The 22,554-nt window shown below is 37.0% G+C and carries 19 protein-coding genes, 1 other RNA gene and 1 other annotated feature; of the genes, 3 read left to right on the top strand and 17 right to left on the bottom strand.

The window, feature by feature from the left end; genetic code table 11:
• Nucleotides 1-38: 38 nt before the first annotated feature.
• From ssrS to BLQ56_RS23545, 4 genes are all read right to left on the bottom strand, one after another.
• Nucleotides 39-227: non-coding RNA, 6S RNA (gene ssrS / locus BLQ56_RS12935), on the bottom strand.
• Between the two features lie 75 nt (nt 228-302).
• Complete coding sequence (gene aspS / locus BLQ56_RS12930) at nt 303-2,072, bottom strand: aspartate--tRNA ligase (RefSeq protein ID WP_090854871.1); 1,770 nt, start codon at nt 2,070-2,072, stop codon at nt 303-305.
• A 13-nt stretch (nt 2,073-2,085) separates the two neighbouring features.
• Nucleotides 2,086-3,357 carry a histidine--tRNA ligase gene (hisS, locus tag BLQ56_RS12925; RefSeq protein WP_090854868.1) on the bottom strand — a complete coding sequence of 424 codons (1,272 nt, stop codon included), beginning with the start codon at nt 3,355-3,357 and terminating at the stop codon, nt 2,086-2,088.
• An 80-nt stretch (nt 3,358-3,437) separates the two neighbouring features.
• Nucleotides 3,438-3,677: a binding site (T-box leader), on the bottom strand.
• Nucleotides 3,678-3,775: 98 nt separating this feature from the next.
• Nucleotides 3,776-3,952, bottom strand: coding sequence for a hypothetical protein (locus BLQ56_RS23545; RefSeq protein WP_175490291.1), 177 nt, complete (start codon nt 3,950-3,952; stop codon nt 3,776-3,778).
• A 153-nt stretch (nt 3,953-4,105) separates the two neighbouring features.
• On the opposite strand from BLQ56_RS23545, the gene BLQ56_RS12920 reads away from it, so the two are divergent.
• Nucleotides 4,106-5,875, top strand: coding sequence for an N-acetylmuramoyl-L-alanine amidase family protein (locus tag BLQ56_RS12920; protein ID WP_175490290.1), 1,770 nt, complete (start codon nt 4,106-4,108; stop codon nt 5,873-5,875).
• A gap of 117 nt (nt 5,876-5,992) precedes the next feature.
• On the opposite strand, the gene dtd is transcribed toward BLQ56_RS12920, so the two are convergent.
• From dtd to BLQ56_RS12875, 9 genes are all read right to left on the bottom strand, one after another.
• On the bottom strand, nt 5,993-6,430 hold the full coding sequence (dtd, locus tag BLQ56_RS12915; protein WP_090854863.1) for a D-aminoacyl-tRNA deacylase: 438 nt from the start codon (nt 6,428-6,430) through the stop codon (nt 5,993-5,995).
• A 13-nt stretch (nt 6,431-6,443) separates the two neighbouring features.
• Nucleotides 6,444-8,639 (bottom strand): RelA/SpoT family protein, encoded by a 2,196-nt coding sequence (locus BLQ56_RS12910; protein ID WP_090854860.1) that lies wholly within the window; start codon nt 8,637-8,639, stop codon nt 6,444-6,446.
• Nucleotides 8,640-8,953: 314 nt separating this feature from the next.
• Complete coding sequence (locus tag BLQ56_RS12905; protein ID WP_090854858.1) at nt 8,954-9,466, bottom strand: adenine phosphoribosyltransferase; 513 nt, start codon at nt 9,464-9,466, stop codon at nt 8,954-8,956.
• Complete coding sequence (gene recJ / locus BLQ56_RS12900; RefSeq protein WP_090854856.1) at nt 9,466-11,832, bottom strand: single-stranded-DNA-specific exonuclease RecJ; 2,367 nt, start codon at nt 11,830-11,832, stop codon at nt 9,466-9,468. The genes BLQ56_RS12905 and recJ overlap by 1 nt, the downstream gene beginning before the upstream one ends.
• A gap of 71 nt (nt 11,833-11,903) precedes the next feature.
• Nucleotides 11,904-12,221, bottom strand: a complete 318-nt coding sequence (locus BLQ56_RS12895) for a LapA family protein (protein WP_090855431.1) — start codon at nt 12,219-12,221, stop codon at nt 11,904-11,906.
• Nucleotides 12,217-13,143, bottom strand: a complete 927-nt coding sequence (locus tag BLQ56_RS12890; RefSeq protein ID WP_090854853.1) for a cation diffusion facilitator family transporter — start codon at nt 13,141-13,143, stop codon at nt 12,217-12,219. Before BLQ56_RS12890 ends, BLQ56_RS12895 begins: the two co-directional genes overlap by 5 nt.
• Before the next feature lie 170 nt (nt 13,144-13,313).
• Nucleotides 13,314-15,569, bottom strand: coding sequence for a protein translocase subunit SecDF (gene secDF, locus BLQ56_RS12885; protein WP_090854850.1), 2,256 nt, complete (start codon nt 15,567-15,569; stop codon nt 13,314-13,316).
• Nucleotides 15,570-15,691: 122 nt separating this feature from the next.
• Nucleotides 15,692-15,982, bottom strand: a complete 291-nt coding sequence (locus BLQ56_RS12880) for a post-transcriptional regulator (protein ID WP_090854849.1) — start codon at nt 15,980-15,982, stop codon at nt 15,692-15,694.
• Between the two features lie 22 nt (nt 15,983-16,004).
• A complete protein-coding gene (locus BLQ56_RS12875; RefSeq protein ID WP_238457258.1) occupies nt 16,005-16,499 on the bottom strand; it encodes a COG2426 family protein in 495 nt (164 codons plus the stop codon).
• Nucleotides 16,500-16,637: 138 nt separating this feature from the next.
• Between BLQ56_RS12875 and spoVB the strand changes: the two genes are divergently transcribed.
• The gene (spoVB, locus tag BLQ56_RS12870; RefSeq protein WP_090854846.1) at nt 16,638-18,218 is read left to right on the top strand and encodes a stage V sporulation protein B; all 1,581 of its coding nucleotides are present in this window, start codon (nt 16,638-16,640) and stop codon (nt 18,216-18,218) included.
• A 22-nt stretch (nt 18,219-18,240) separates the two neighbouring features.
• Here spoVB and BLQ56_RS12865 read toward each other — a convergent pair whose 3' ends face one another.
• Complete coding sequence (locus BLQ56_RS12865; RefSeq protein ID WP_090854844.1) at nt 18,241-18,879, bottom strand: DUF421 domain-containing protein; 639 nt, start codon at nt 18,877-18,879, stop codon at nt 18,241-18,243.
• A 113-nt stretch (nt 18,880-18,992) separates the two neighbouring features.
• Nucleotides 18,993-20,282, bottom strand: a complete 1,290-nt coding sequence (locus BLQ56_RS12860; RefSeq protein ID WP_090854841.1) for an ArsB/NhaD family transporter — start codon at nt 20,280-20,282, stop codon at nt 18,993-18,995.
• Nucleotides 20,283-20,519: 237 nt separating this feature from the next.
• Here BLQ56_RS12860 and BLQ56_RS12855 point away from each other — a divergent pair, with 237 nt between their 5' ends.
• On the top strand, nt 20,520-20,906 hold the full coding sequence (locus BLQ56_RS12855; RefSeq protein ID WP_090854838.1) for a TIGR04086 family membrane protein: 387 nt from the start codon (nt 20,520-20,522) through the stop codon (nt 20,904-20,906).
• Nucleotides 20,907-20,953: 47 nt separating this feature from the next.
• On the opposite strand, the gene yajC is transcribed toward BLQ56_RS12855, so the two are convergent.
• On the bottom strand, nt 20,954-21,217 hold the full coding sequence (gene yajC, locus BLQ56_RS12850; protein WP_090854835.1) for a preprotein translocase subunit YajC: 264 nt from the start codon (nt 21,215-21,217) through the stop codon (nt 20,954-20,956).
• Between the two features lie 132 nt (nt 21,218-21,349).
• Complete coding sequence (tgt, locus tag BLQ56_RS12845; RefSeq protein ID WP_090854833.1) at nt 21,350-22,492, bottom strand: tRNA guanosine(34) transglycosylase Tgt; 1,143 nt, start codon at nt 22,490-22,492, stop codon at nt 21,350-21,352.
• Nucleotides 22,493-22,554: the final 62 nt, after the last annotated feature.

Here is a 22,554-nt window from a genome sequence, read left to right as displayed (position 1 = left end):
TTCCACACAGGCATAACTATTTTAAAATAGAGTTTCATAAAAGTCCCAATCCTGCCGTCGCTGCCTTAGTTTTGAACCCGCATCGCGCAGGTGGGTGCCCTGTTTCATCATCATACGTCCTCTAATCAGAGTGATAAGGCATGTACTCAGTATAAAAACTCCGGGCTCCCGTATAACTTATTGTTCGGTCAAAACAATAGGTTATACGACGAACAAATCAGGACTTTTACGCCATTAACTTATGTCAAAATAATAACATATAAACACCTGATTTTCAAGGTTACTAAACCTACAATCTTCCTCTATTTTTCAACATTTAATGACAAACTTAAGTCATTTAATTGGGATTGACTTACCTCTCCTGGTGCATCTGTTAGTAAGTCACTTGCACTCGCTGTTTTCGGAAAAGCAATTGTATCACGTAGATTAGTTCTGCCTGCAAACAACATAACCATTCTGTCCAAACCAAGTGCAATTCCTCCATGTGGAGGTGTACCATATTCAAATGCCTCAAGGAGGAATCCAAATTGCTCTCTAGCTTCTTCTTCACTAAACCCAAGAACTTTAAACATCTTTTCTTGAACCTCACGTTCAAAAATACGTAATGATCCACCACCAAGCTCATAGCCATTCAACACAAGGTCATAGGCTTGCGCTCTTACTTTTCCTGGATCAGAATCTAGTAAGTCCAAATCTTCTCTTACTGGCATCGTGAATGGATGGTGTGCTGCAAAGTAACGTCCTTCTCCTTCATCATACTCCAACAATGGCCAGTCTGTTACCCAAAGGAAATTGAATTTCGTTTCATCGATTAACTTTAACTCTTTTGCTAATTTTAATCTAAGTGCTCCTAATGAGTCAGCAACAACTGATTTCTTATCTGCCACAAATAAGAAAAGGTCTCCAGCAGCACCGTCTAACAGCTGTGTAAGTGACTGTTGTTCATTTTCGTCAAAGAACTTAGCAATCGGACCTTTTAATTCTCCTTCTTCTACCTTTAACCAAGCTAATCCTTTCGCTCCATACACCTTAACGAATTCTGTTAATGCATCAATATCTTTACGAGAATATTGCTCTGCTCCACCTTTTACATTAATAGCCTTTACTTGTCCTCCACTTTGAACAGCACCACTGAAAACTTTAAAACCACTATCTTTAACTAGTTCAGAAAGATCAACAATCTCCATTTCGAAACGTGTATCTGGCTTATCTGAGCCATATCGATTCATCGCATCATCATAGCTGATGCGTGGAAACGGAGTCTCAACCTTAAGTCCTTTAACCTCAGTCATAACCGTTGCCATCATTTCTTCCATCATCGCGATAATGTCTTCTTGACTCATAAAGGAAGTCTCAATATCTATTTGAGTGAACTCTGGCTGGCGGTCTGCACGTAGGTCTTCATCTCTGAAACAACGGGCAATTTGGTAGTATCGTTCAAAACCACCAACCATAAGTAATTGTTTGAAAATCTGTGGTGATTGTGGTAAAGCATAAAATTCACCTGGATGTACACGACTTGGTACTAGATAATCTCTCGCACCTTCTGGTGTACTTTTCGTAAGAATAGGAGTTTCGACATCCAAAAACCCTTCACCATCAAGATAATTTCGAATTGTTTTTGTTACATCATGACGCATTTTGAACGTTTCATACATTGCTGTACGTCTTAAATCTAAATAACGATATTTTAAACGGACATCCTCAGATACTTCTGTTTTATCACTAATACTAAATGGCGGCGTTTTAGCAGCATTCAATATGACAATCTTCTCTGCTTTTACCTCAATTTGACCAGTCTTAATATTTTCATTGATCGTACCCTCTTCACGCGCTATAACAGTACCTTCAATATCAACAACAAATTCATTTCGAATTCCCTCAGCAATTGTTAATGCTTCATTTGATACCTCTGGACTAAATACAACCTGCACAACACCTGAGCGGTCACGAAGGTCTATGAAAATAAGTCCACCTAAATCACGACGCTTTTGAACCCACCCTTTTAATTTCACTTTTTCACCAATTGCTTCTATAGGAACTTCTCCACAGTAATACGATCGACCGTACATTATACATCCACCTCTATTTTAGTTTTTCTTTAACAACGTTTATAAAATCTGTAAGTAATACTTCTTCCTGCAGACCAGAATCCATATTCTTTATATTAATGACATTACGTTCTAATTCATCATCACCAAGGACACCAACCAGTTTCGCTTGAAGGCGATCAGCTGCTTTAAATTGTGCTTTTACTTTTCGATCTAAATAATCTTTTTCTGCACTTACTCCATTTACTCTTAGTTGCTGGACTAGTGAAACGGCTTTTGCAGAAGCTTGATCACCTAAAGCAACAACATAACAATCAATTGAATCTTCCAATGGTAGTATCACACCTTCAGCATCAAGTGCAGAAAGTAATCTCTCAATACTTAATGCAAAACCAATACCTGGAGTATCTGGGCCACCAATCTCCTCTGCTAGGCCGTTATATCTTCCACCACCACAAAGTGTTGTAATTGCCCCGAAACCTTCAGCATCACTCATAATTTCAAACGCTGTATGATTGTAATAATCTAAACCTCTTACCAATCCGGGATCAACTTCATATTCAATACCAAAATCAGCTAAAAACGCCTGTACCTTCTCAAAGTAGATTTTAGATTCTACATTTAAATATTCTAAAATCGAAGGAGCGGACTTCATCAACTCATGTTCTCGATCTTTTTTACAATCTAGAATTCTCATTGGATTCTTTTCTAAACGTGATTTACAATCTCCACAGAATTCTTCTATTTGGGGTTCAAAGTGCTTGATTAATGCCTCACGGTGAGCTGTTCTACTATCTTTATCACCTAGACTATTGATTACAAGTTTTAATTTCTTCAAACCTAGTGATTGATATACTTCCATTGCAAGAGCAATTACTTCTGCATCAATCGCAGGATCGTTACTCCCTAGTGCCTCTATACCAAACTGAACAAATTGACGATATCGACCAGCCTGTGGACGCTCATAGCGAAACATAGGACCAATATAATAGAGTTTCGTTGGTTGTGATGGATGTCCAAACATTTTCTGCTCAACAAAAGAACGAACGACCGCTGCTGTCCCTTCTGGACGTAATGTTAAACTTCGGTCACCACGGTCCTTAAATGTATACATTTCCTTTTGAACGATATCTGTCGTGTCTCCAACGCTTCGTAAAAACAAATCTGTGTGTTCAAAGATCGGGGTTCTAATTTCTTTATAATTAAAACGTCGACAAACGTCTCTCGCTACTCTTTCAATATATTGCCATTTCTCAACTTCACCTGGAAGAATATCCTGGGTGCCTCTTGGTATATTCATTGACATTGCCATCCTCCTAATTGCTTTCTTACTTTTTAAAGGCATTTCTTAAATAAAATAAAAAAACTCCCATCCCTACATATTCATGTAGGGACGAGAGTTTAAATTCCCGTGGTACCACCCTAGTTGAGATTTTTTAGAAAAATCTCCACTCAATCAGTTAACGCCTGATACGTCCATCTCCTACTAAAGAGTTTTCTCTTTTTCAGAGTGAAACCTAAGAGGTGTTCTTTCACTAAGTCATCATGCAGAAATGCTTTCAGCCTTGGGCATTTCTTCTCTTTTCATGTGTTATCTTACCTACTATTCCTCATCACTGGTTCTATTATTAATATTTAGCTTTTCATATGTATAATTTTATATTATCATACGTATGAACTATCGTCTTGTCAAGAGCAACTCTTTATTTAATCAAAGCTATCTATTAAGATCGATTTAATTGCTTTTTTAGTTTTCGAACATCTTTAATTGAGATACCAAATTCAGATGCTAATTCCACATATGTTGCATCTTGTTCAGATTTCACAAAATGATGGAGATCGACTCCAAATAATCCGTTATTTGCTTGATGTGAATGCTGTCCCTTTTCACTAAATCTCATAGAACCGATCCGCTCCTTTTTTAAATTGAAAAGCTCTACTTGTATCTTGCCCTTTTTCTTGAATTTATTTTCAATTTTTACAAGGATTTTTTTACACATCTACCGAAGTAATGTAAATGAACATTGTTTTTTGAACGAAGGAGGATATTATCATTGCTAAGACATCTAGTAAAAGTCGCACTCTGCTTCATACTTATTTCCATATCACCGCTCAATCATTTTAATCATTGGGCTAGTGCGTCATCTTCAACGGCTACTATTAACACTACAATTTTAAATGTACGGGAAGGTCCTGGTTTATCATATAAGGTCATCAAAAAGGTAAAAATGGGTGAAAAATTCTCAATCACTGAAACGAAAAATGACTGGTACAAATTGAAATTATCTAATAACTTAAATGGCTGGGTTGCTTCATGGTTAGTCAAGACAAGTGAAGCTGCTACTCCACAGCCTACAAGCTCATCATCGGTAACTTCGACTGTGGATGATTTACGAATCCGTACAGGACCAGGCACTAGCTTTCAAATAACAGGCTTTATTAATAAAGGACAATCAGCTACATTCATTGAAAAAAATGAAAACTGGACAAAAATCAAACTTAATAATACCGTTGGTTGGGTGTCATCACAGTATTTGTCAGCGTCTCAGGCTACTTCTCCCACTCCTACTGAGACGAGTAGTAACACAGGTAAAACTGGCAAAATTACAACGAATAACCTTAATGTGCGAAGTCAACCTAGCCAAACCGCTAGCATCATTGGAAAGTTAAATAACGGTGAAACTGTTCCAGTGACAAATGCGACAGGTGATTGGATTGAAATTAGCTACAAAAATCAGAAAGCGTTTGTTCATAAAGATTATATTAATATTGCAGCAGCACCTTCTAACAATAATACGGATTCAAATACCGGAAATGGTCTTGGCACTGGAATTGTCACAGCGTCTACTTTAAATGTAAGAGATCAAAATACATTAAGTGGAAAGCTCGTCTCCACCTTAAAAAAAGGTGAGTCAGTAACTATTCTTTCAGAATCTAATAAATGGTATGAAATTAAGCTTAATAACGGCACAAAAGGTTGGGTAGCTGGTTGGTTCATAGAACGAAAAGAAAGCCCGGTGCCTCCTTCTTCAGATCATTCAGAGGATAGTAATGTAAGTACGATCAAAATTCTTCATAATGGAACAAATATCCGTTCATCAGCGTCTACCTCTACTAGTGTAATTGCACGAGCAAATGAGGGCGATACATTTAAAATCCTTGGTACGGAAGGTGACTGGTACAAAATTGAAATCTCAACTGGCAAAGTAGGTTATATTGCTGGTTGGATTGTCCAAGTGATTGGAGATACGCCTGCTGTTCAAAAACCAGGAGTTAACCAGTATTTGAAAAACAAAACAATTATCATAGATCCAGGTCATGGTGGAAGGGACGGTGGTGCTGTCGGAGTAAGAGGGACGTATGAAAAAACGTTAACCTTACGAACAGCAAAGCTTGTATATGACAAACTTTCAGCTGCTGGTGCGAATGTTTATTTATCTAGAAGTAGTGACACATATGTAAGTTTAGCATCAAGAGTTAGTATTTCTCATTATCGAAATGCAGATGCATTTGTAAGTGTACATTATGATAGTATTAACAATAGTAGTGTTCGCGGAGTCACTTCTTATTATTATAAGAACATTGATGTTCCTGTTGCTTCAGCACTGCAGACTGAAATCATTAAATATACTGGTCTAAAGGATCGTGGACATAGAAGTGGGAACTATCAAGTTCTCCGGTCCAATCGACAACCTAGTGTACTGCTAGAACTAGGTTATCTAAGTAATCTCTCAGAGGAATTAACGATTAATACTAGCAGTTATCAAGAAAAAGTATCTAGTGGTATTTTTTACGGACTTGCGCAATATTTCAAGGCAAAATAAAAAGAGGCTGAAATTTCAGCCTCCTTTTTTTAACTAGTTTAAGACGGATTAATGTTGTTACATATTTTTTGTGTCTAGCTCCTGTCGCCGATAAGCGGGCGCCTTGCTCTTTTCTTATTAACTTTCAAGAATTAATGTCACAGGACCTACATTTGTGAATTGCACATCCATCATACTTCCAAACTTTCCAGTTTCAACATGAACCCCTCTTAGTTTCAACTCTTGATTAAAGGCCTCATAAAGTTCATTAGCATAATCAGGAGCCGCGGCTTCCATAAAGTTTGGTCGTCTACCTTTGCGACAATCACCATAAAGAGTAAATTGTGATACTGAAAGAATTTCCCCTCCTATATCAAGAAGGGATAAATTCATTTTGCCATTTTCATCTTCAAAGATACGAAGGTTTACAATTTTGTCGGCCAAATATTTTACATCCTCAAATGTATCATTGTGTGTGATACCTACCAATAACATGAATCCATTTGATATCTGTCCAATTGTTTCTTCACTAACAACTACACTTGCATTCTTCGCACGTTGTACAACAACCCTCATTAAACATTCCCCTTTAACTCATAACCCGACGAACGGAATAAATATCTGGTATTTGCTTAATTCTTTCAACTACCTTTTGTAAATGACTAATGTTTTGGATACTAATCGCCATATTAATTGTTGCCATTTTATTTCGATCTGACTTACCAGAGACTGAGGATATATTTGTTCTTGCCTCATTTACAGCCTGTAAGACTTCATTGAGCAGCCCTCTACGGTCATACCCACTAATCTCTATCTCGACATTATACTCACGGCGGTCATTTATACTACTTTCCCACTCTACAGGTATAAGTCGTTGCTGTGCATCAGTAGAGTGGACATTCGGACAGTCATTTCGATGCACTGAAACACCTCTACCCTTCGTAATGAATCCAACGATATCATCACCCGGAACTGGATTACAGCATTTAGATAATCTAATTAGTAAGTTATCGATTCCTTGAACCTGCACACCGGAATCCCGTTTCTTACCAGTGCCAAACTGTTTAAGATCTGAGACAGCTTCTGTTACATGCTTGTCCTGTTCTTGATCACGCTTTTTCCGCCACTTTTCGGTTAAACGAGTAGCAATTTGAGCTGCAGTAATTCCGTGATACCCAACTGCTGCATACATATCTTCCTCATTTGAGAAGTTGAATTTCTCAGCTACACGTTTAATATTTTCTGAAGTTAAAACCTCTTTCAAGTCAAAATCGAGATTTTTAATCTCTTTTTCAACAAGTTCTCTTCCTTTTTCAAGATTCTCATCTCGGCGTTGCTTCTTGAAAAATTGACGAATTTTATTTTTCGCTTGAGAAGTTTGCGCAAGCTTTAACCAATCTTGACTTGGACCATAAGAATGCTTTGAAGTTAAAATTTCAATGATATCTCCAGTTTTCAAATGATAGTCTAATGTCACCATTTTCCCATTGATTTTAGCACCAATCGTTTTATTGCCAATTTCTGAATGTATCCGATATGCAAAGTCGATTGGTACAGATCCCGCAGGTAACTCAATAACATCTCCCTTTGGTGTAAACACAAATACCATATCAGAAAATAAATCAATCTTTAAGGATTCCATGAACTCTTCAGCGTCACTAGTATCATTTTGCCATTCAAGAATCTCACGGAACCAAGTGAGTTTATCCTCAAACGATGAAGACTCGTCAACTGTCTTACCTTCCTTATATGCCCAATGCGCTGCAATCCCAAATTCTGCAATTTGGTGCATATCAGTTGTACGAATCTGTACTTCAAGAGGATCACCCATAGGTCCAATTACAGTCGTATGCAACGATTGGTACATATTCGGTTTTGGCATCGCAATATAATCCTTAAAACGTCCAGGCATTGGCTTCCAACAGGTATGAATTATACCTAGCACTGCGTAACAATCCTTAATACTACTAACAATAATACGGACTGCAAGTAAATCATAGATTTCATTAAATTGTTTATTTTGTAAGACCATTTTTCGGTAAATACTATAGATATGTTTAGGTCTTCCATTAATTTCTGCTTTAATGGAAACCTCCCCTACCCTATCTTTTACCTCATTAATCACATCTGATAAGTATTGCTCACGTTCTGCACGCTTCTTTTTCATTAAATTAACAATACGATAATATTGCTGTGGATTTAAGTAACGAAGTGCTGTATCCTCAAGTTCCCATTTTATCTTAGAAATACCTAGACGATGTGCAAGTGGCGCAAATATTTCAAGGGTCTCATTAGAGATACGGCGTTGCTTTTCTTGAGGCAGATGCTTGAGTGTTCTCATATTATGCAAGCGGTCTGCTAGCTTAATTAAAATCACTCGAATATCCTGGGCCATGGCAACAAACATTTTTCGGTGGTTCTCTGCTTGTTGTTCTTCATGGGATTTATATTTAATCTTCCCCAGCTTTGTAACACCATCAACAAGCATTGCCACTTCCTCATTGAACGCTTCCTTCATTTGAACAAGGGTTACATCTGTATCCTCTACAACATCATGTAAGAACCCCGCAGCAATCGTAGAAGGATCCATCTCCAAATCAACAAGTATTCCTGCTACCTGAATAGGATGGATGATATAAGGCTCTCCTGATTTTCGATATTGCTCTCTGTGAGAGTATTCTGCAAATTTATACGCTTTTTCAACAAACTCTATATCTTTTTCTGGTAAATAACGCTTTGCCTTGTCTATGACTTGTTCAGCGGTTAGTACCTGTTCATTTGCCATGGAATCACCTTTTTTTATAAAACTTAGTATAAAGTAAAAATAATTATTGTACTTATTATCATGAATATTTCGGAATATGTAAAGGGAAATAGAAGGAAAAATTCTTCCTACCCCTATTATTCCAAACATTTACTAGGGTAAATACGATATTTAGATAATATTATTGTGTAAAAAAACAATTTTTCATAATTGATGAATCTCTTTATATATATTATATTTACTTTACTTATTGAGCCCATTCCTACAAACCATGCCTCACAAAAAGATAATTAGAAAAAGAGCACTCTTGATTGAGCGCTCATTTCTTTACCTTTTTAAAATTGCATTAAAGTTAGTACATCATATCCATCTAATTTATCTCTACCATCTAAATAGGTAAGCTCTATGATAAACGCAATACCAGCAACAATTCCACCAAGCTCTTCTACTAAATTGATTGTCGCTTCAATTGTACCACCTGTTGCCAATAAATCATCTGTAATTAATACACGTTGGCCAGGCTGAATCGCATCTTTATGAAGAGTTAGAACATCTTTACCATATTCAAGACCATATTCTTGTCTAATTACCTCACGTGGAAGTTTCCCTTCTTTACGAACAGGAGCAAAACCTACTCCGTGAGAATAAGCAACAGGACAACCAATGATAAACCCTCTTGCTTCAGGGCCTACCACAAGATCAATTTCTCGTTCTTGTGCATATTTAACAATTTGGTCTGTCGCATATTTATATGCAGCTCCATCGTTCATTAACGGAGTGATATCCTTAAACAAAATCCCTTCCTTCGGGTAATCTGGTACAATTGTGACATAATTCCTTAGATCCATTACTTCATTGCCTCCTCAAATTTAAGCGAACCATTGTTAATAGAATCAAACCAATGCTTAAGTTGCTGATAAGATGAATACAAAAATTTATTTTCTAATTCAATTTGTTGTTGTTTTAATTGGTAAGTTTTCGATTCAGTCAAATCTCGTTTTTGGCCATGATTTGATAATGAGATGATTCCCTTGTCTATCTTAACAAATTCTAATTCAAAAAACACCTCTGAGATGAAATCAATTGTTTCTTTAGACCAACCTTTATGCTTCGCAAGGTCAAAAGCATGTCTATTCATATCAAAAGTTCCTCTTTTAGCCAAGAATCCATAAAACCATTTAAAATGCTCTCTCGTTGGAATTGTACTAAAGAAATGGCTTTCGTTACTATTACTATTAAAAAAGGTATAGATCCGATTAGGTAAAACAGGTTCTAGGAGCAATCTGATCAATTCTTCATCATTTGGAAGGTCTAACAAGCATAGATACATATCCTCACAAGAAAAATGACGAGCCTGCTCGGTCTCTTTTATAACTATTATTTCATCTTTGTGCTCACGATAGACTGGATTCGTTAATATGTGTTCACTAAATGCTATTAATTTTCGTTTTTCTTTTGAGATTTGTAACATAGACTCGTTTAACTTCTTATTTCCACGAAAATCAAATAATTGCCATTCATTAATCGCTATGTCTTGTAGCATAATTTGTGGTTTTCGGAAATTGTTCCATTCATTAATTGAGAGCTCACCAATGACTGACATTTTTGCACTTGGTGAAACATCATTATATGCTTCTCCAAGACCGAAACCAATGCTATCAAGAGATAAACCATTATCTTCAAATGTAATTTTTAAATGATTTTGGTCAGAACCAATTTTTCTTATTGTTCCAATTGAAACGTTCTTTAACCTAACTTTCGGCTTAGGATTATTCATACCAAATGGCGCTAAGAGCTCCATTTCACTAATTGTTTCAAGAGAAACTTCTGACAGTTCACAATCAACATCTACCTTTGTGACAGGAATAAAGTGTTCTTCCGTTAGTTGTTCTTTTGCAAGTCCATTTAGTCTATTCCGAAGTTCGTCAACATGTTCTAGCCCAAGGGTCATTCCTGCAGCCATTGGGTGTCCCCCAAAATGTGGAAGGATTTCTCGGCATAATGATAGATTTTCATACAGATTGAATCCCTCTATGCTTCTAGCAGAACCTTTAGCTGTCCCCTTTTCATGATCAATGCTCAGAACAATTGTCGGACGATAGAAACGATCCACGAGGCGTGATGCAACTATTCCAACGACACCTGCATTCCAACCTTCTTTAGCTATTACTAAAACACTATTTTGGTCAGGTGGAAAGTTGCTTTCCACTTCTTCAATAGCAGCTTTCGTCATTTCATTCACTAATTGTTGACGCTGCTTGTTATAGGAATCTACTTCTTCTGCTAATTCTCTAGCTTCTTCAGGATCAGTTGTCATCAAGAGATGTACTGCAGGATCGGCAGAGTCTAATCGACCTACAGCATTTATTCTTGGACCAATAGCAAATCCAATGGTTTCTTCACTTACATCACTTTGCTCTGTTCCACATACCTTAAGTAGCGCTCTTATCCCAGGGCGTGTAGTTTTTCTTAATGCAGAAATTCCCTTTTTCGCTAAAAGCCTGTTTTCTCCATGCAATGGAACAAGATCTGCAATCGTTCCAATCGCAGCTATTTCTAGTAACTCTTCTGGTACTCTACCAAGTAGGGCATGTGCCACCTTAAACGCAACACCCACTCCAGCAAGTTCCTTAAATGGATATGAGCATGTTTCTTTTTTCGGATGGATAATGGAAAAAGCATTAGGCAATTCGGGGCCTGGCTCATGGTGATCCGTAATAATCAGATCTATACCTAGGTCTTTTGCTACCTGTGCTTCATGTAGTGCTGAGATTCCGGTATCAACTGTAATGATTAATGTGTAGCCACTTTCCTTTGCCCACCTAAATGCTGCCTCATTAGGCCCATATCCTTCTGTAAATCGATTAGGTATATAGAAGTCTACTTGTGCTGAACGTTCTCTTAAAGCCGTTAAGAGTACCGTTGTACTGCTTACTCCATCAGCATCATAATCCCCAAAGATTAGAATCTTTTCATTGTTTTCTATGGCAGCTCGTATTCTCTCTATTGTTATGTCCATTTCATCTAATAGGAATGGGTCATGAAATTCAGAGTTCTCTATAAATAAAAAATCTCGTGCATCTTCAACCGTACTTATTCCACGGTTAACGAGCAACGATGCAACAAGAGGTGCAATATTTAATTCAGTGACTAATAAATTTACTACTTCTTGCTCAACAGGATTAACTTCCCAACGTGTTTTTGACTTTAACATAAGTTCACCCCTCAACCCTCTTATTATACTAGAGGGACTGAGGGGTTTCAATTGAATCGGATTATTTCCAGTTATTCGTTATCAGGTTTTTCCAATGAAAGTGGTTCTTCATGTTCCTCGATTGTGTTCTGTTGTGCTTGTTCTTTGAGTAACAGGTTTTCTTTTTCAAGTTGCTTAACTTTTCTTGCTAATCGGAAATAGCGAAATACTCCTACTGACGCAACAATAATTCCTCCCATAAATACCGAGGTTAGAATAACTAGAATTAATGGCGAGTACGCTGTGCCAAATAAATAGTTAACCTCTACTGAATCAACGTTAATCACAGCAAAGATTGCCACGATTAAAGCGAATAAAAAAGCTAGAATTAAACTCCATTGTCCTTTAATTTGAATCAACTCCCTGACTAACCTGATTATCATCCTCTGAGTATGGATTAATATGAACAAAAACATCGTGAACATGATCAACTTGTAATAATTTTCCTTTTACCTTTTTCCCTACTTTATGTCCATCTTCCACTGTCATATAAGGATCGACTGAGATTTTCAAATCAACAATCACATAATGTCCATGTTCTCTTGCTTGTAATGCATTTATTGTCTTCACTTCTGGAATTGTCAGAATGGCATCTCTTAATTCCTTTGTATCTTCATCATGTAATACATGATCTAATGAAGTATGTATGGACTCTTTCCCTAATTTATAGGCTGTCCTTAAGATTAGAAGTGATACAAATACACCAGCCACGGGATCACTATAAACGAGCCAAGATATCCCGATTCTTTCTCCAATAATGGCACCAATAATCCCTATTAGAGCAGCAAGAGATGAATAAACATCTGAACGATGGTCATAAGCGTTTACGATTATCGCATCACTCTTAATTCTCTTACCCAATTTATAATTATATCTAAACATCGCTTCTTTAATTATGATCGAAAATACGAGTGCATAGATTGCATATGATTTCGGCGCTTCAATCGGTATGAAAAAGGATTCGATAGAGGATTTTCCAATTTCAATTCCAACGAGGAACATCAAAACTGCAACAACGATCGCAGCAATTGACTCAGCTTTACCATGACCATAAGGATGGTCCTCATCAGGTGGCTGTTTGGCAGCACGTACACCTATATATACCGCAATGGAACCAGCTACATCTGAAGCAGAGTTAACCGCATCTGCTACTAATGCCTTACTTCCTGACATAACACCCACGATGTATTTGATAACAGCTAGTACAATATTTCCTATTACACCGAGGATGGCAGCAAATTCGGCTTGTTTAAAACGATCTTTTTCCAACATCCAACCTTCCTTCCCTCATGAAAATCCTAATGTGTTTGACCCCTTGGTTTGTATGCTTAGCTCATCTGATTATTGTATCCAAAAAAGAGGTTCATCACTACATTAAGTATACTTTTAGCATTTATCATGCAAAAAGTCGTGGAATCTTCCACGACTTTTAGTGATTATTTTTAGACTTCAGGCTCTAATTCAGTTTCATCAGATTTCTTTTGTTGGCTTTTTCCTAATTGTTTACTTTTCCACACAAGCCATAGCTGTGAAGCAATGAAAAGTGAAGAATACGTTCCAGATATTAGACCAATCAGAAGAGCGAGTGAGAAATTACGAATTGATTCACTACCAAAGATAAGCAATGCCACAACCGTAATGACGACTGTTAACACTGTATAAAGGGAACGTGTAAAGGTTTGACGTAACCCTTTATTAACAATCTCAGCAAGATCATCAAATGTTTTAACTTTCTTTTTCTTCTTATATAATTCTCGAATTCGGTCAAATGTAACAATTGTATCGTTAATCGAATAACCAACAATCGTAAGCACTGCCGCAATAAAGGTAATGTCAACCTCGAACCTAAAAATACTAAACATAATAATGATGAAGAAGGCATCATGAAATAACGCTACAATTGCAGCAATGGCCATCACCATTTCGAAGCGAATGGTTACATAAATGATGATCCCAATAGCAGCAATCATTACAGCAATGAACGCATTACGTGCAAGTTCCTTACCTACTGTAGGTGAAACTGTGCTTACACTTGGCTCGGCACCATACACTTCATTAAAATGTTCTTTAACCTCTGCAATCTCTTCTTTTGTAAGTACCCCTAGAAAACGAGCCACTCCTATTTCATTGTTATTACCTGATAGGATCACATCTCTAGGTTCTAAGTCTAGTTTTGCTAACTCAGCCTTAACCTCAGTAGTTGTCAGTGATTGATCAGAAAGGATTTCAATTCTTGTACCACTATCAAAATCAATCCCTAAGTTAAGTTTCAACGTTAATAATAATCCTATCCCCACAACCCCTAAGAGAGCAGAAAATACGAAAAACTTTTTACGATGCTTAACAAAGTCTACCTTATCAAATCTAGTAGGCACTTCCGTATCATCATCAATATCAGCTATATTGGCTACCTCTGACTTCTTAACACCGAATAGTCCTAAACGCTTGTCCATAAAACGGCTATTAACGATTAAGCCTAGTAATAGGCGGGTACCATAAACCGCTGTAATGAAGCTAACCAAAATACTAATGATTAACATTGTTGCAAAGCCTTTTACCGAACTTGTTCCAAACATAAACAATACTGTTGCAGCTAATAGAGTTGTAATATTAGCATCAAGTATCGTAGCTAAAGACCTTCTATTACCAGCTCGAAAAGCTGACATGACTGTTTTCCCAAGCTTTAACTCTTCTCTAATTCGTTCATAGGTAATGATATTGGCATCTACTGCCATCCCCACACCCAGTATTAATGCTGCAATTCCTGGAAGAGTTAAGACCCCATTCATCCAGTCAAATACAAGTAAAATCAAGTATATATACACACTAAGAGTAACGATTGCAATTGCACCTGGTAATCGATATGCCAATAACATAAATAAGAAAACAATAAGAATACCAATAATACCTGCAAATACCGTCTTATCTAAGGCTTGTTCACCAAACTTTGCTCCAACAGAAGTAGAGTACATTTCATCGAGTTTAACTGGTAGTGAACCTGCGTTCAATAATGCAGCAAGTTCTTGTGCCTCTTTAATGGTGAAATTACCTTGAATTTGTACGCTGGTTTGGTTAAAGATTTCACCAACCCTTGGTGCTGATAGATATTTAGGCTGTGGTTTTGCTGCTTCAGCTGCAAAGGAATCAACACCCTCTTCAAAATCCAACCAGACAACAAGAAGGTTACTACCTTCTCCCATGTTGTATACTTGTTCAGACACCTGTCTAAATTTGTCTGCACTCTTTAAGGTAATACTTACGGCTGGACGGTTTTCTTGATCAAATTCCTGTTTCGCTCCACCCTCTACTAAATCAGTCCCATCTAGTAAAACCTGATCATTAATATCACGAAAGGTTAGTGTAGCTTCAGTTGAAAGAATTTCTCTTGCTTTATTTTGATCAGTTACACCAGCTAATTGAACGCGAATACGGTCTTCGCCTTCGATTTGAATATTCGGCTCACTAACGCCAAGAACATTCACACGCTTTTCAAGTGCATTAACAGTACTAACAAGGGCAGTTCTGTCAATTACATCTCCTTCATTCGCTTCGGAGACTTCATATAAGATTTCAAAGCCACCTTGTAAGTCTAGTCCAAGCTTAATGTTCTTTAAAATGTTGTTCGTCGTCAATCCCATTGTCCCAGCAAGTAACAATACAATAAGGAAAAACGCAACAATGCGTCCTCTTTTAACCATTACGATTTAGTGCCTCCTTTAATATGTAAGAAAACGAATGATTTCCAACTTGCGTCAATAATCCCATTATGAAACAACGGTTTTTCCCTGTCAATCAAACAGGGAAAGGCCACTGTATATATTTATAAAAGCTTACTTAATTCATCTTTCCCTTGATTGCCAAACCAATCTGGCGATTTAAACGCTTCAACTGTTGCAAAATTCATATATTCCCCTATTTTTACAGATAAAATATCATTCACTATTTGATATAAAAGCTTAGCCTCACGTTCTCTCTTCCACTTTTTCTTACAAAGATATTGCCATAGTTCTTCTTCTGTCACAGAATCATAGCCAAATAGAATAAACTCCTCCAATTTACTTTTTAATGCAGGTTGTACTTCATCCCTATATTGATCGAAAAAATTCTCCATATACTCGATCCTCCTTTTCTTTTTAAAAAATCGAAAATGATAGTAGACCTAGGCTTACTAAGATTGTAGCTATCAGTACACCAATTGAAATTGAAATGAATGCATATCGAAATGGAATAGCGAATAGCGATGCGGCTACACAAGCAGACCAAGCACCTGTTGTTGGTAATGGTAAGGCTGTAAATAAGATTAAGCCAATGGCACCATATTTTTCGACGTTCCCACTCTTATTCATCGTTCTATGATATAACCAATCATACAATTTTTTGTACCAATTAAATCGCATTAGTTGTGAACTTATTGGCTTGAAGAGCAATAATAATGGAGCTATTGGTAAAATATTCCCTACTATACTTATAACTGCAGAGTAAATTATATCAAACTCATAATATATGTATGCTAACGGTAGACCTCCTCTAAGCTCAAGAATAGGCATTGCTGATATGACAATTACAATTAACTCTGGGGGTAAAAAATCTAAATGTTTGACTAGAAAATCTCTCAACGCTTCCTTCATTATATCACCTCATAAAAAGATTACTCTTTTTATTCGTATTCATTATCGTTTCAAATAATACTTGTCATGCTTGGCCCCCTATAATGCATATAGTTAATTGTAAATGATAACACCTTTTTTGAGAAGGTAGGGAATTGAATGTCGAAACAATCATTTTTACAAGGAACGCTAATTTTAATAATAGCTGGTCTCATTACCAGGGTTTTAGGGTTCATTAATCGAATCGTGGTTGCAAGGTTAATAGGTGAAGAGGGTGTTGGTCTTTATATGATGGCTGTCCCAACATTCGTCCTAACCATTACTTTAACCCAAATTGGGCTTCCTGTTGCCATCTCAAAATTAATTGCAGAAGCTGAGGCCAAGGGTGATCGTGGGAAAATAAAGAAAATTCTTGTTGTCTCCTTATCGATTACTGGTGCATTAAGCCTAATCTTTACACCAGGAATGATTTTCCTAGCACCTGTCCTATCGGAAACCTTATTTACAGATTCTCGTGTGTATTATCCGCTTTTAGCAATCTCACCTATTGTTCCAATTATCGCACTCTCGTCTGTCTTACGTGGCTATTTCCAAGGGCGTCAGAACATGAGACCTGCCGCTTATTCTCAGGTGATCGAGCAGGTTGTGAGAATCACATTAGTTGCTATTTGTACGAAGGCCTTTTTACCTTATGGAATTGAATATGCTGCAGCAGGTGCAATGATTTCAGCTGTGATTGGGGAACTAGTATCCCTCTTGTATATGTTCTGGATGTTTAAAACCAAAAAGAGGATTAAAGTACGGACAAACTTTTTTCAAGCGGTCAAAGCAGGAAAATCAACCTTCCATGATTTAATGAGAATTGCCATTCCTACAACTGGTAGCCGACTTGTCGGATCATTATCTTGGTTCTTTGAACCTATAGTAGTGGCACAAAGTTTGGCAATTGCTGGTGTCGTCACCCATCTTGCTACAAGGCAATATGGTGAGCTTACTGGTTTTGCACTACCATTACTGTTTTTGCCATCTTTCATTACTGCTGCTTTATCAACCTCTCTTGTTCCAGCTATTAGTGAGGCCGTAGCACAAAAACAAACGTTGTTAATTGAACATCGTCTGAAGCAGGCCCTTCGCTTATCACTTGTAACTGGTGGGTTGGCGGTTGTTGTTTTATATGTCTTTGCTGATCCAGTTATGGAGTTAATGTACGGAACTAGTAACGCGGCAATTTTTATTAAGGTAATGGCGCCGTTTTGTATCTTTTATTATTTTCAAGGACCCTTGCAAGCCACCCTTCAGGCTTTAGACTTAGCAAGAGCAGCAATGATTAATAGTATTATTGGAGCTGTTGTTAAAACAGCACTGATCTTTATCCTAGCATCTCAACCTTCACTTGGTATTATGGGTGCTGCCTTAGGAATCATGGTTGGCATGATTTTGGTTACTTTATTACATTTCACAACAATCGTTAAAGTCATATCTTATAGTTTCTATGTAAGAGATTATATTAAGAGCTTCTTCACAATGGTAGGCTCAGGAATTGCTGGACATTACACCTATGTTTCTCTCTCTAGTGAACTTGCGCTTTCGTCCAAGACATTAATCTCCCTTACTGTTTGTTCAGTTGTTTATTGCGTCTTATTATTCGTCTTTAATTTAATTAAAAAGGAAGAAATGCTCAAAATTCCTTATATAGGGCGTCCCTTATCCGTTTTTCTTCCGCACAATAAAAACAAGTAACCACATAATCTGGTTACTTGTTTTATTTTTCATCTTTTAAATCGATAAACAATGTTCCATTGGTATACGTACAGTACGAGATCTGTTTTAAGTCTCTATGCCCAAGCTCTCGCAGTTGCTGCCTTAGCCACAAGTTTGTTTTATTGATTTTGCCTAAGTTCTCTTCTTGTACCTTTCCATCCAAAATAAGAGGCCATTCTAATGTCTTTTTATTCTTCTCTAACACTGATAGCTTTCCAGATGGTTCTAGTATTGCAAATTCCACATCAGATACATTCTTCACATTTTTATCACGAAGTTGAATGAGCAAATCATCAAAGTTATACCTCTGTTTCTTCATCTCTTCTTCATCAATTTTTCCTTGGTTAATAATAACGGCAGGCTTTCCATCCATGATTTCTCTAAATTTTTGACTCTTTAGGGAAATATAGGCTAAGAGGATTTGAATACTCATTAAGATTATCATCGGAAAAATGGTGTGAAGTAATGGATCCTCAGGGGATTCTATCGCTTGTACGGCCATTTCTGCAATCATTATAAAAACAACCAAGTCTAATATACTAAGCTCACCTATCTCCCGCTTACCCATTAAACGAAAAATAATGACAATTAATACATACAGAAAAAGCGTCCTAGCCACAATCGCGATATACAATTCCAAAAGTTTGCACTCCTTAACACATAATAAGCTACAGAATACGAATATTCCTATCATAGTTTAAGCATCTATACATAAAAAATAAGCCTCAGGATTTACCAATTATTTCACCTTCCCTAAAGAAACGGAACTAAGTAGCGGAAATAGACATATACCGAACAGATAATAAGCGAAACGATGACAACTGGAAAACCTACTTTAATGAATTCTAAAAAATTTACCTCTTCTTTTGCCTTTGCAGCTAAACCGGCTACTACCAAATTTGAAGAAGCTCCTAAAAGGGTGCCGTTCCCACCTAAACATGCTCCTAATGCTAGCGACCACCATAAAGGATCAAGGTTGGTCATCCCATATTCCTTAAATTCCAGTATGACAGGAATCATTGCAGCTACAAACGGGATATTATCAACAACACCAGATAAGATTCCAGTTAACCAAAGCACAAGCATAGCCGTTTTTGGCAAATCTCCTTCAGTATAATAAATAATTCCTCTTGCTGTTTCATCAATTACTCCTACCTCTTCCAATCCACCAACAAGTAGAAATAGGCCTATAAAGAAGAATAAGGTTCCCCAATCAACCTGTTTAAAAACCTCGTCAGTACGGTGCTCTTGATGTGTTAAAAGCAATAGAAGTAGCGCACCAGCCATAGCGACACTCGTTAATTCGACGTGTATGAAAGGATGAAAGATAAATCCAGAAATCGTAAGTACAAGCACACTTAAAGATTTAACCAATACTGAGTCAAAAGTGACATATTCCAGCGCATTAATTTTTTGTAACTTTAACTGATTTTCTCTTGATACCTTTAGTCTCTTCCAATAAAGAAGAGATAGCCCTGCTAAAGTGAGAAAAAAAATCAGGGTAACAATTGGCGAAAGATGGATTAAGAACGCGTTAAATGTGAGGTGCTCGACAGCCTGACCAATCATAATGTTTGGAGGATCACCAATTAATGTTGCTGCACCACCAATATTAGAAGAAATAATAATTGCAATTAAGTAAGGCACAGCTGGCACCTGAAGAATTTTCACTAATGTTAAAACAATTGGAACCAGTAATAAAACGGTCGTTACATTAGCTAAAAAAGCAGAGCCTACTGCTGTAAGAATCGAAACCACAAATAAAAGAGGTACACCTCTTCCATTCACCAATTTAGCTAAATTAATCGCAATAAATTCAAACACCCCTGTTTTACTCGTAATGGTTACAATAACCATCATTGAAAATAATAATGCGATTGTACCCCAATCTATATATTCTACAAATGCTGTTTCCACTGTGAAAATTCCAACAATCAGCATTAACACGCCACCAGTACATGCAATTAAGACTCGATCAAATTTCTCAGACATAATAATTATGTAACTTAGGACAAATATCACTAGCGCCAACGTTGTAACCATTCTTCGATCCCCTTCCATGTCCACATCACTTCAAAAATAAATGAGGCCGTCCCATAAGTGCCCGACACTTTGCTTTTGGGACAGTCTCATGATCATTCAAAACTATTCCCTTCTACATCATATGATGGTAGTCCCAAAAAATATTTGTATTCTATTTTTTTTTGCACATGAATATGCTCGTACTAGGACAGTTCTGTTTGTCTAAATAGAAATGACGGTTGGGGAGGAGGAAAAAAAATGAAGAAAATTGGATTGGCTACAGGTTATGGGGTTGCGACGATTTTTATCATTATTATCTTAACAAGCTTAATCTTCTCATTATTATTAAAATTCACATCAATAGAAGAAGAATCACTCACATGGATTATTCTAGCGATCTCTTTTTTAACCTTATTTGTTGGAGGATTTGTGTCTGGCGGAAAAGGAAAAGAAAAAGGATGGTTAATGGGTGGTGCCACAGGAATTCTATACAGCTTAATCGTCTTCTTATTTCAGTATTTAGGACATGATACCCTCTTTTCAACAGAGCAAAGCATTTATCACCTTGGATTCCTGGCTACAGCAATGATTGGTGGAATCTTCGGGGTGAATATGACCACACCACCAACTAGAAATAATGCTTAATAAAAAAGAAGCTGTTCCTATGGATCAGCTTCTTTTTTATTAATATGTTAGTCGTTCTTCACATCACGGATTGCTTGTCGATCATATGTAAGACGAGCTCCATCGCCTGCTTTAACGATGACCTTTTCTTCATCAATACCATCAACGATTCCATGCATACCACCAATTGTCACAACTTTATCGCCCTTTTTAAGATCTGATTGCATTTTCGCAACAGCCTTTTGACGTTTTTGTTGTGGACGAATTAATAGAAAATAAAAAATCGCAAACATTAAGATTAAAGGACCAACTGTACCTAAAATTCCTTCCATTCTTTTTCACCCCTTTCAAAAGATACTTTTCACTTTGAACTTTCACCTATAAAATGAATAGTCAAAATCGGATGATAACGGAATTTACGTATAACTGAAATTGACTAACGTTAGCTCCACTACCGTAACAAGTTAGAAGTTCTTTGCATTCGGTTTATTGAAACCGTATTGCTCAAAAAACTCTTCACGGAAATCACCAAGACGGTCTTCCATAATGGCCTGCCTAACCTGCTCCATCAATTTTAACAGAAAATGAAGATTATGATAAGTAGTAAGTCTTATTCCAAATGTTTCTTCACATCTTATTAAATGACGAATATAGGCTCTGCTGTAATTTTTACATGTATAACAGCTACAATTCGGATCAATTGGACCATAATCCTCTGCATATTTTGCATTTTTCACAACAAGTCGACCTTCACTTGTCATGAGTGTTCCATTTCTAGCAATACGAGTAGGTAATACACAATCAAACATATCAATTCCACGAATCGCTCCGTCAATTAATGAGTCAGGTGAACCTACTCCCATTAAGTATCTTGGTTTATTTGATGGCATAAGTGGTGTCGTAAATTCAAGAACTCGATTCATTACATCTTTCGGTTCTCCAACTGATAAACCACCGACTGCATAACCAGGGAAATCCATTGAAACTAAGTCCTTTGCACTTTGTTTACGAAGCTCCTCATATTCTCCACCCTGAATGATACCGAATAACCCTTGGTCCTGTGGTCTTGCATGCGCCTGTAAACAACGTTCTGCCCACCTGCTTGTACGCTCAACAGATTTCTTCATATAATCAAACTCAGCCGGATATGGTGGACATTCGTCAAACGCCATCATAATATCTGAACCAAGAGCGTTTTGAATTTCCATTGCTTTTTCTGGTGATAGAAATAGCTTGTCTCCATTTAGATGGTTGCGGAAATGTACGCCTTCTTCCTCAATTTTTCTAAATTGACTTAGAGAGAATACCTGGAATCCACCTGAATCGGTTAAGATTGCTCGATCCCAGTTCATAAACTTGTGTAATCCACCAGCACCTTTAATGATTTCGTGTCCTGGTCTTAGCCATAAGTGGTAAGTATTGCTTAAAATAATATTAGAGCCCATTTCTTTTAATTCTTCAGGTGCCATTGTTTTTACGGTTGCCATTGTTCCTACAGGCATAAATGCTGGGGTATCAAAAGAACCATGTGGTGTATGAACCTTACCAAGTCTTGCTCCTGTTTGCTTACATGTCTTGATAAGCTCGTATGTAACTGCTGCTGTCAATTTATTTTTTCTCCCTTCAAAGCTCGTTCATATAAAATAATTTATTTAGATTCCTGCATTAA

Origin of the sequence: Litchfieldia salsa, from assembly GCF_900104555.1 — a bacterium.
GTDB lineage: Bacteria > Bacillota > Bacilli > Bacillales > Bacillaceae_L > Litchfieldia > Litchfieldia salsa.
Note: the sequence above shows the minus strand (reverse complement) of the source record. Positions and strands in the feature narration are given on the sequence as shown.

Coding starts and splice junctions, on each gene's coding strand:
- recJ (WP_090854856.1), bottom strand. CDS start 11,832: ATGTTAAAGTCAAAAACACGTTGGGAAGTTAATCCTGTTGAGCAAGAA.
- BLQ56_RS12905 (WP_090854858.1), bottom strand. CDS start 9,466: ATGGATCTAAGGAATTATGTCACAATTGTACCAGATTACCCGAAGGAA.
- BLQ56_RS12860 (WP_090854841.1), bottom strand. CDS start 20,282: ATGGTTACAACGTTGGCGCTAGTGATATTTGTCCTAAGTTACATAATT.
- BLQ56_RS12880 (WP_090854849.1), bottom strand. CDS start 15,982: ATGGAGAATTTTTTCGATCAATATAGGGATGAAGTACAACCTGCATTA.
- BLQ56_RS12910 (WP_090854860.1), bottom strand. CDS start 8,639: ATGGCAAATGAACAGGTACTAACCGCTGAACAAGTCATAGACAAGGCA.
- hisS (WP_090854868.1), bottom strand. CDS start 3,357: ATGTCAATGAATATACCAAGAGGCACCCAGGATATTCTTCCAGGTGAA.
- BLQ56_RS12890 (WP_090854853.1), bottom strand. CDS start 13,143: ATGTTGGAAAAAGATCGTTTTAAACAAGCCGAATTTGCTGCCATCCTC.
- aspS (WP_090854871.1), bottom strand. CDS start 2,072: ATGTACGGTCGATCGTATTACTGTGGAGAAGTTCCTATAGAAGCAATT.
- spoVB (WP_090854846.1), top strand. CDS start 16,638: ATGTCGAAACAATCATTTTTACAAGGAACGCTAATTTTAATAATAGCT.
- BLQ56_RS23545 (WP_175490291.1), bottom strand. CDS start 3,952: ATGAGATTTAGTGAAAAGGGACAGCATTCACATCAAGCAAATAACGGA.
- yajC (WP_090854835.1), bottom strand. CDS start 21,217: ATGGAAGGAATTTTAGGTACAGTTGGTCCTTTAATCTTAATGTTTGCG.
- secDF (WP_090854850.1), bottom strand. CDS start 15,569: ATGGTTAAAAGAGGACGCATTGTTGCGTTTTTCCTTATTGTATTGTTA.
- dtd (WP_090854863.1), bottom strand. CDS start 6,430: ATGAGGGTTGTTGTACAACGTGCGAAGAATGCAAGTGTAGTTGTTAGT.
- BLQ56_RS12875 (WP_238457258.1), bottom strand. CDS start 16,499: ATGAAGGAAGCGTTGAGAGATTTTCTAGTCAAACATTTAGATTTTTTA.
- BLQ56_RS12855 (WP_090854838.1), top strand. CDS start 20,520: ATGAAGAAAATTGGATTGGCTACAGGTTATGGGGTTGCGACGATTTTT.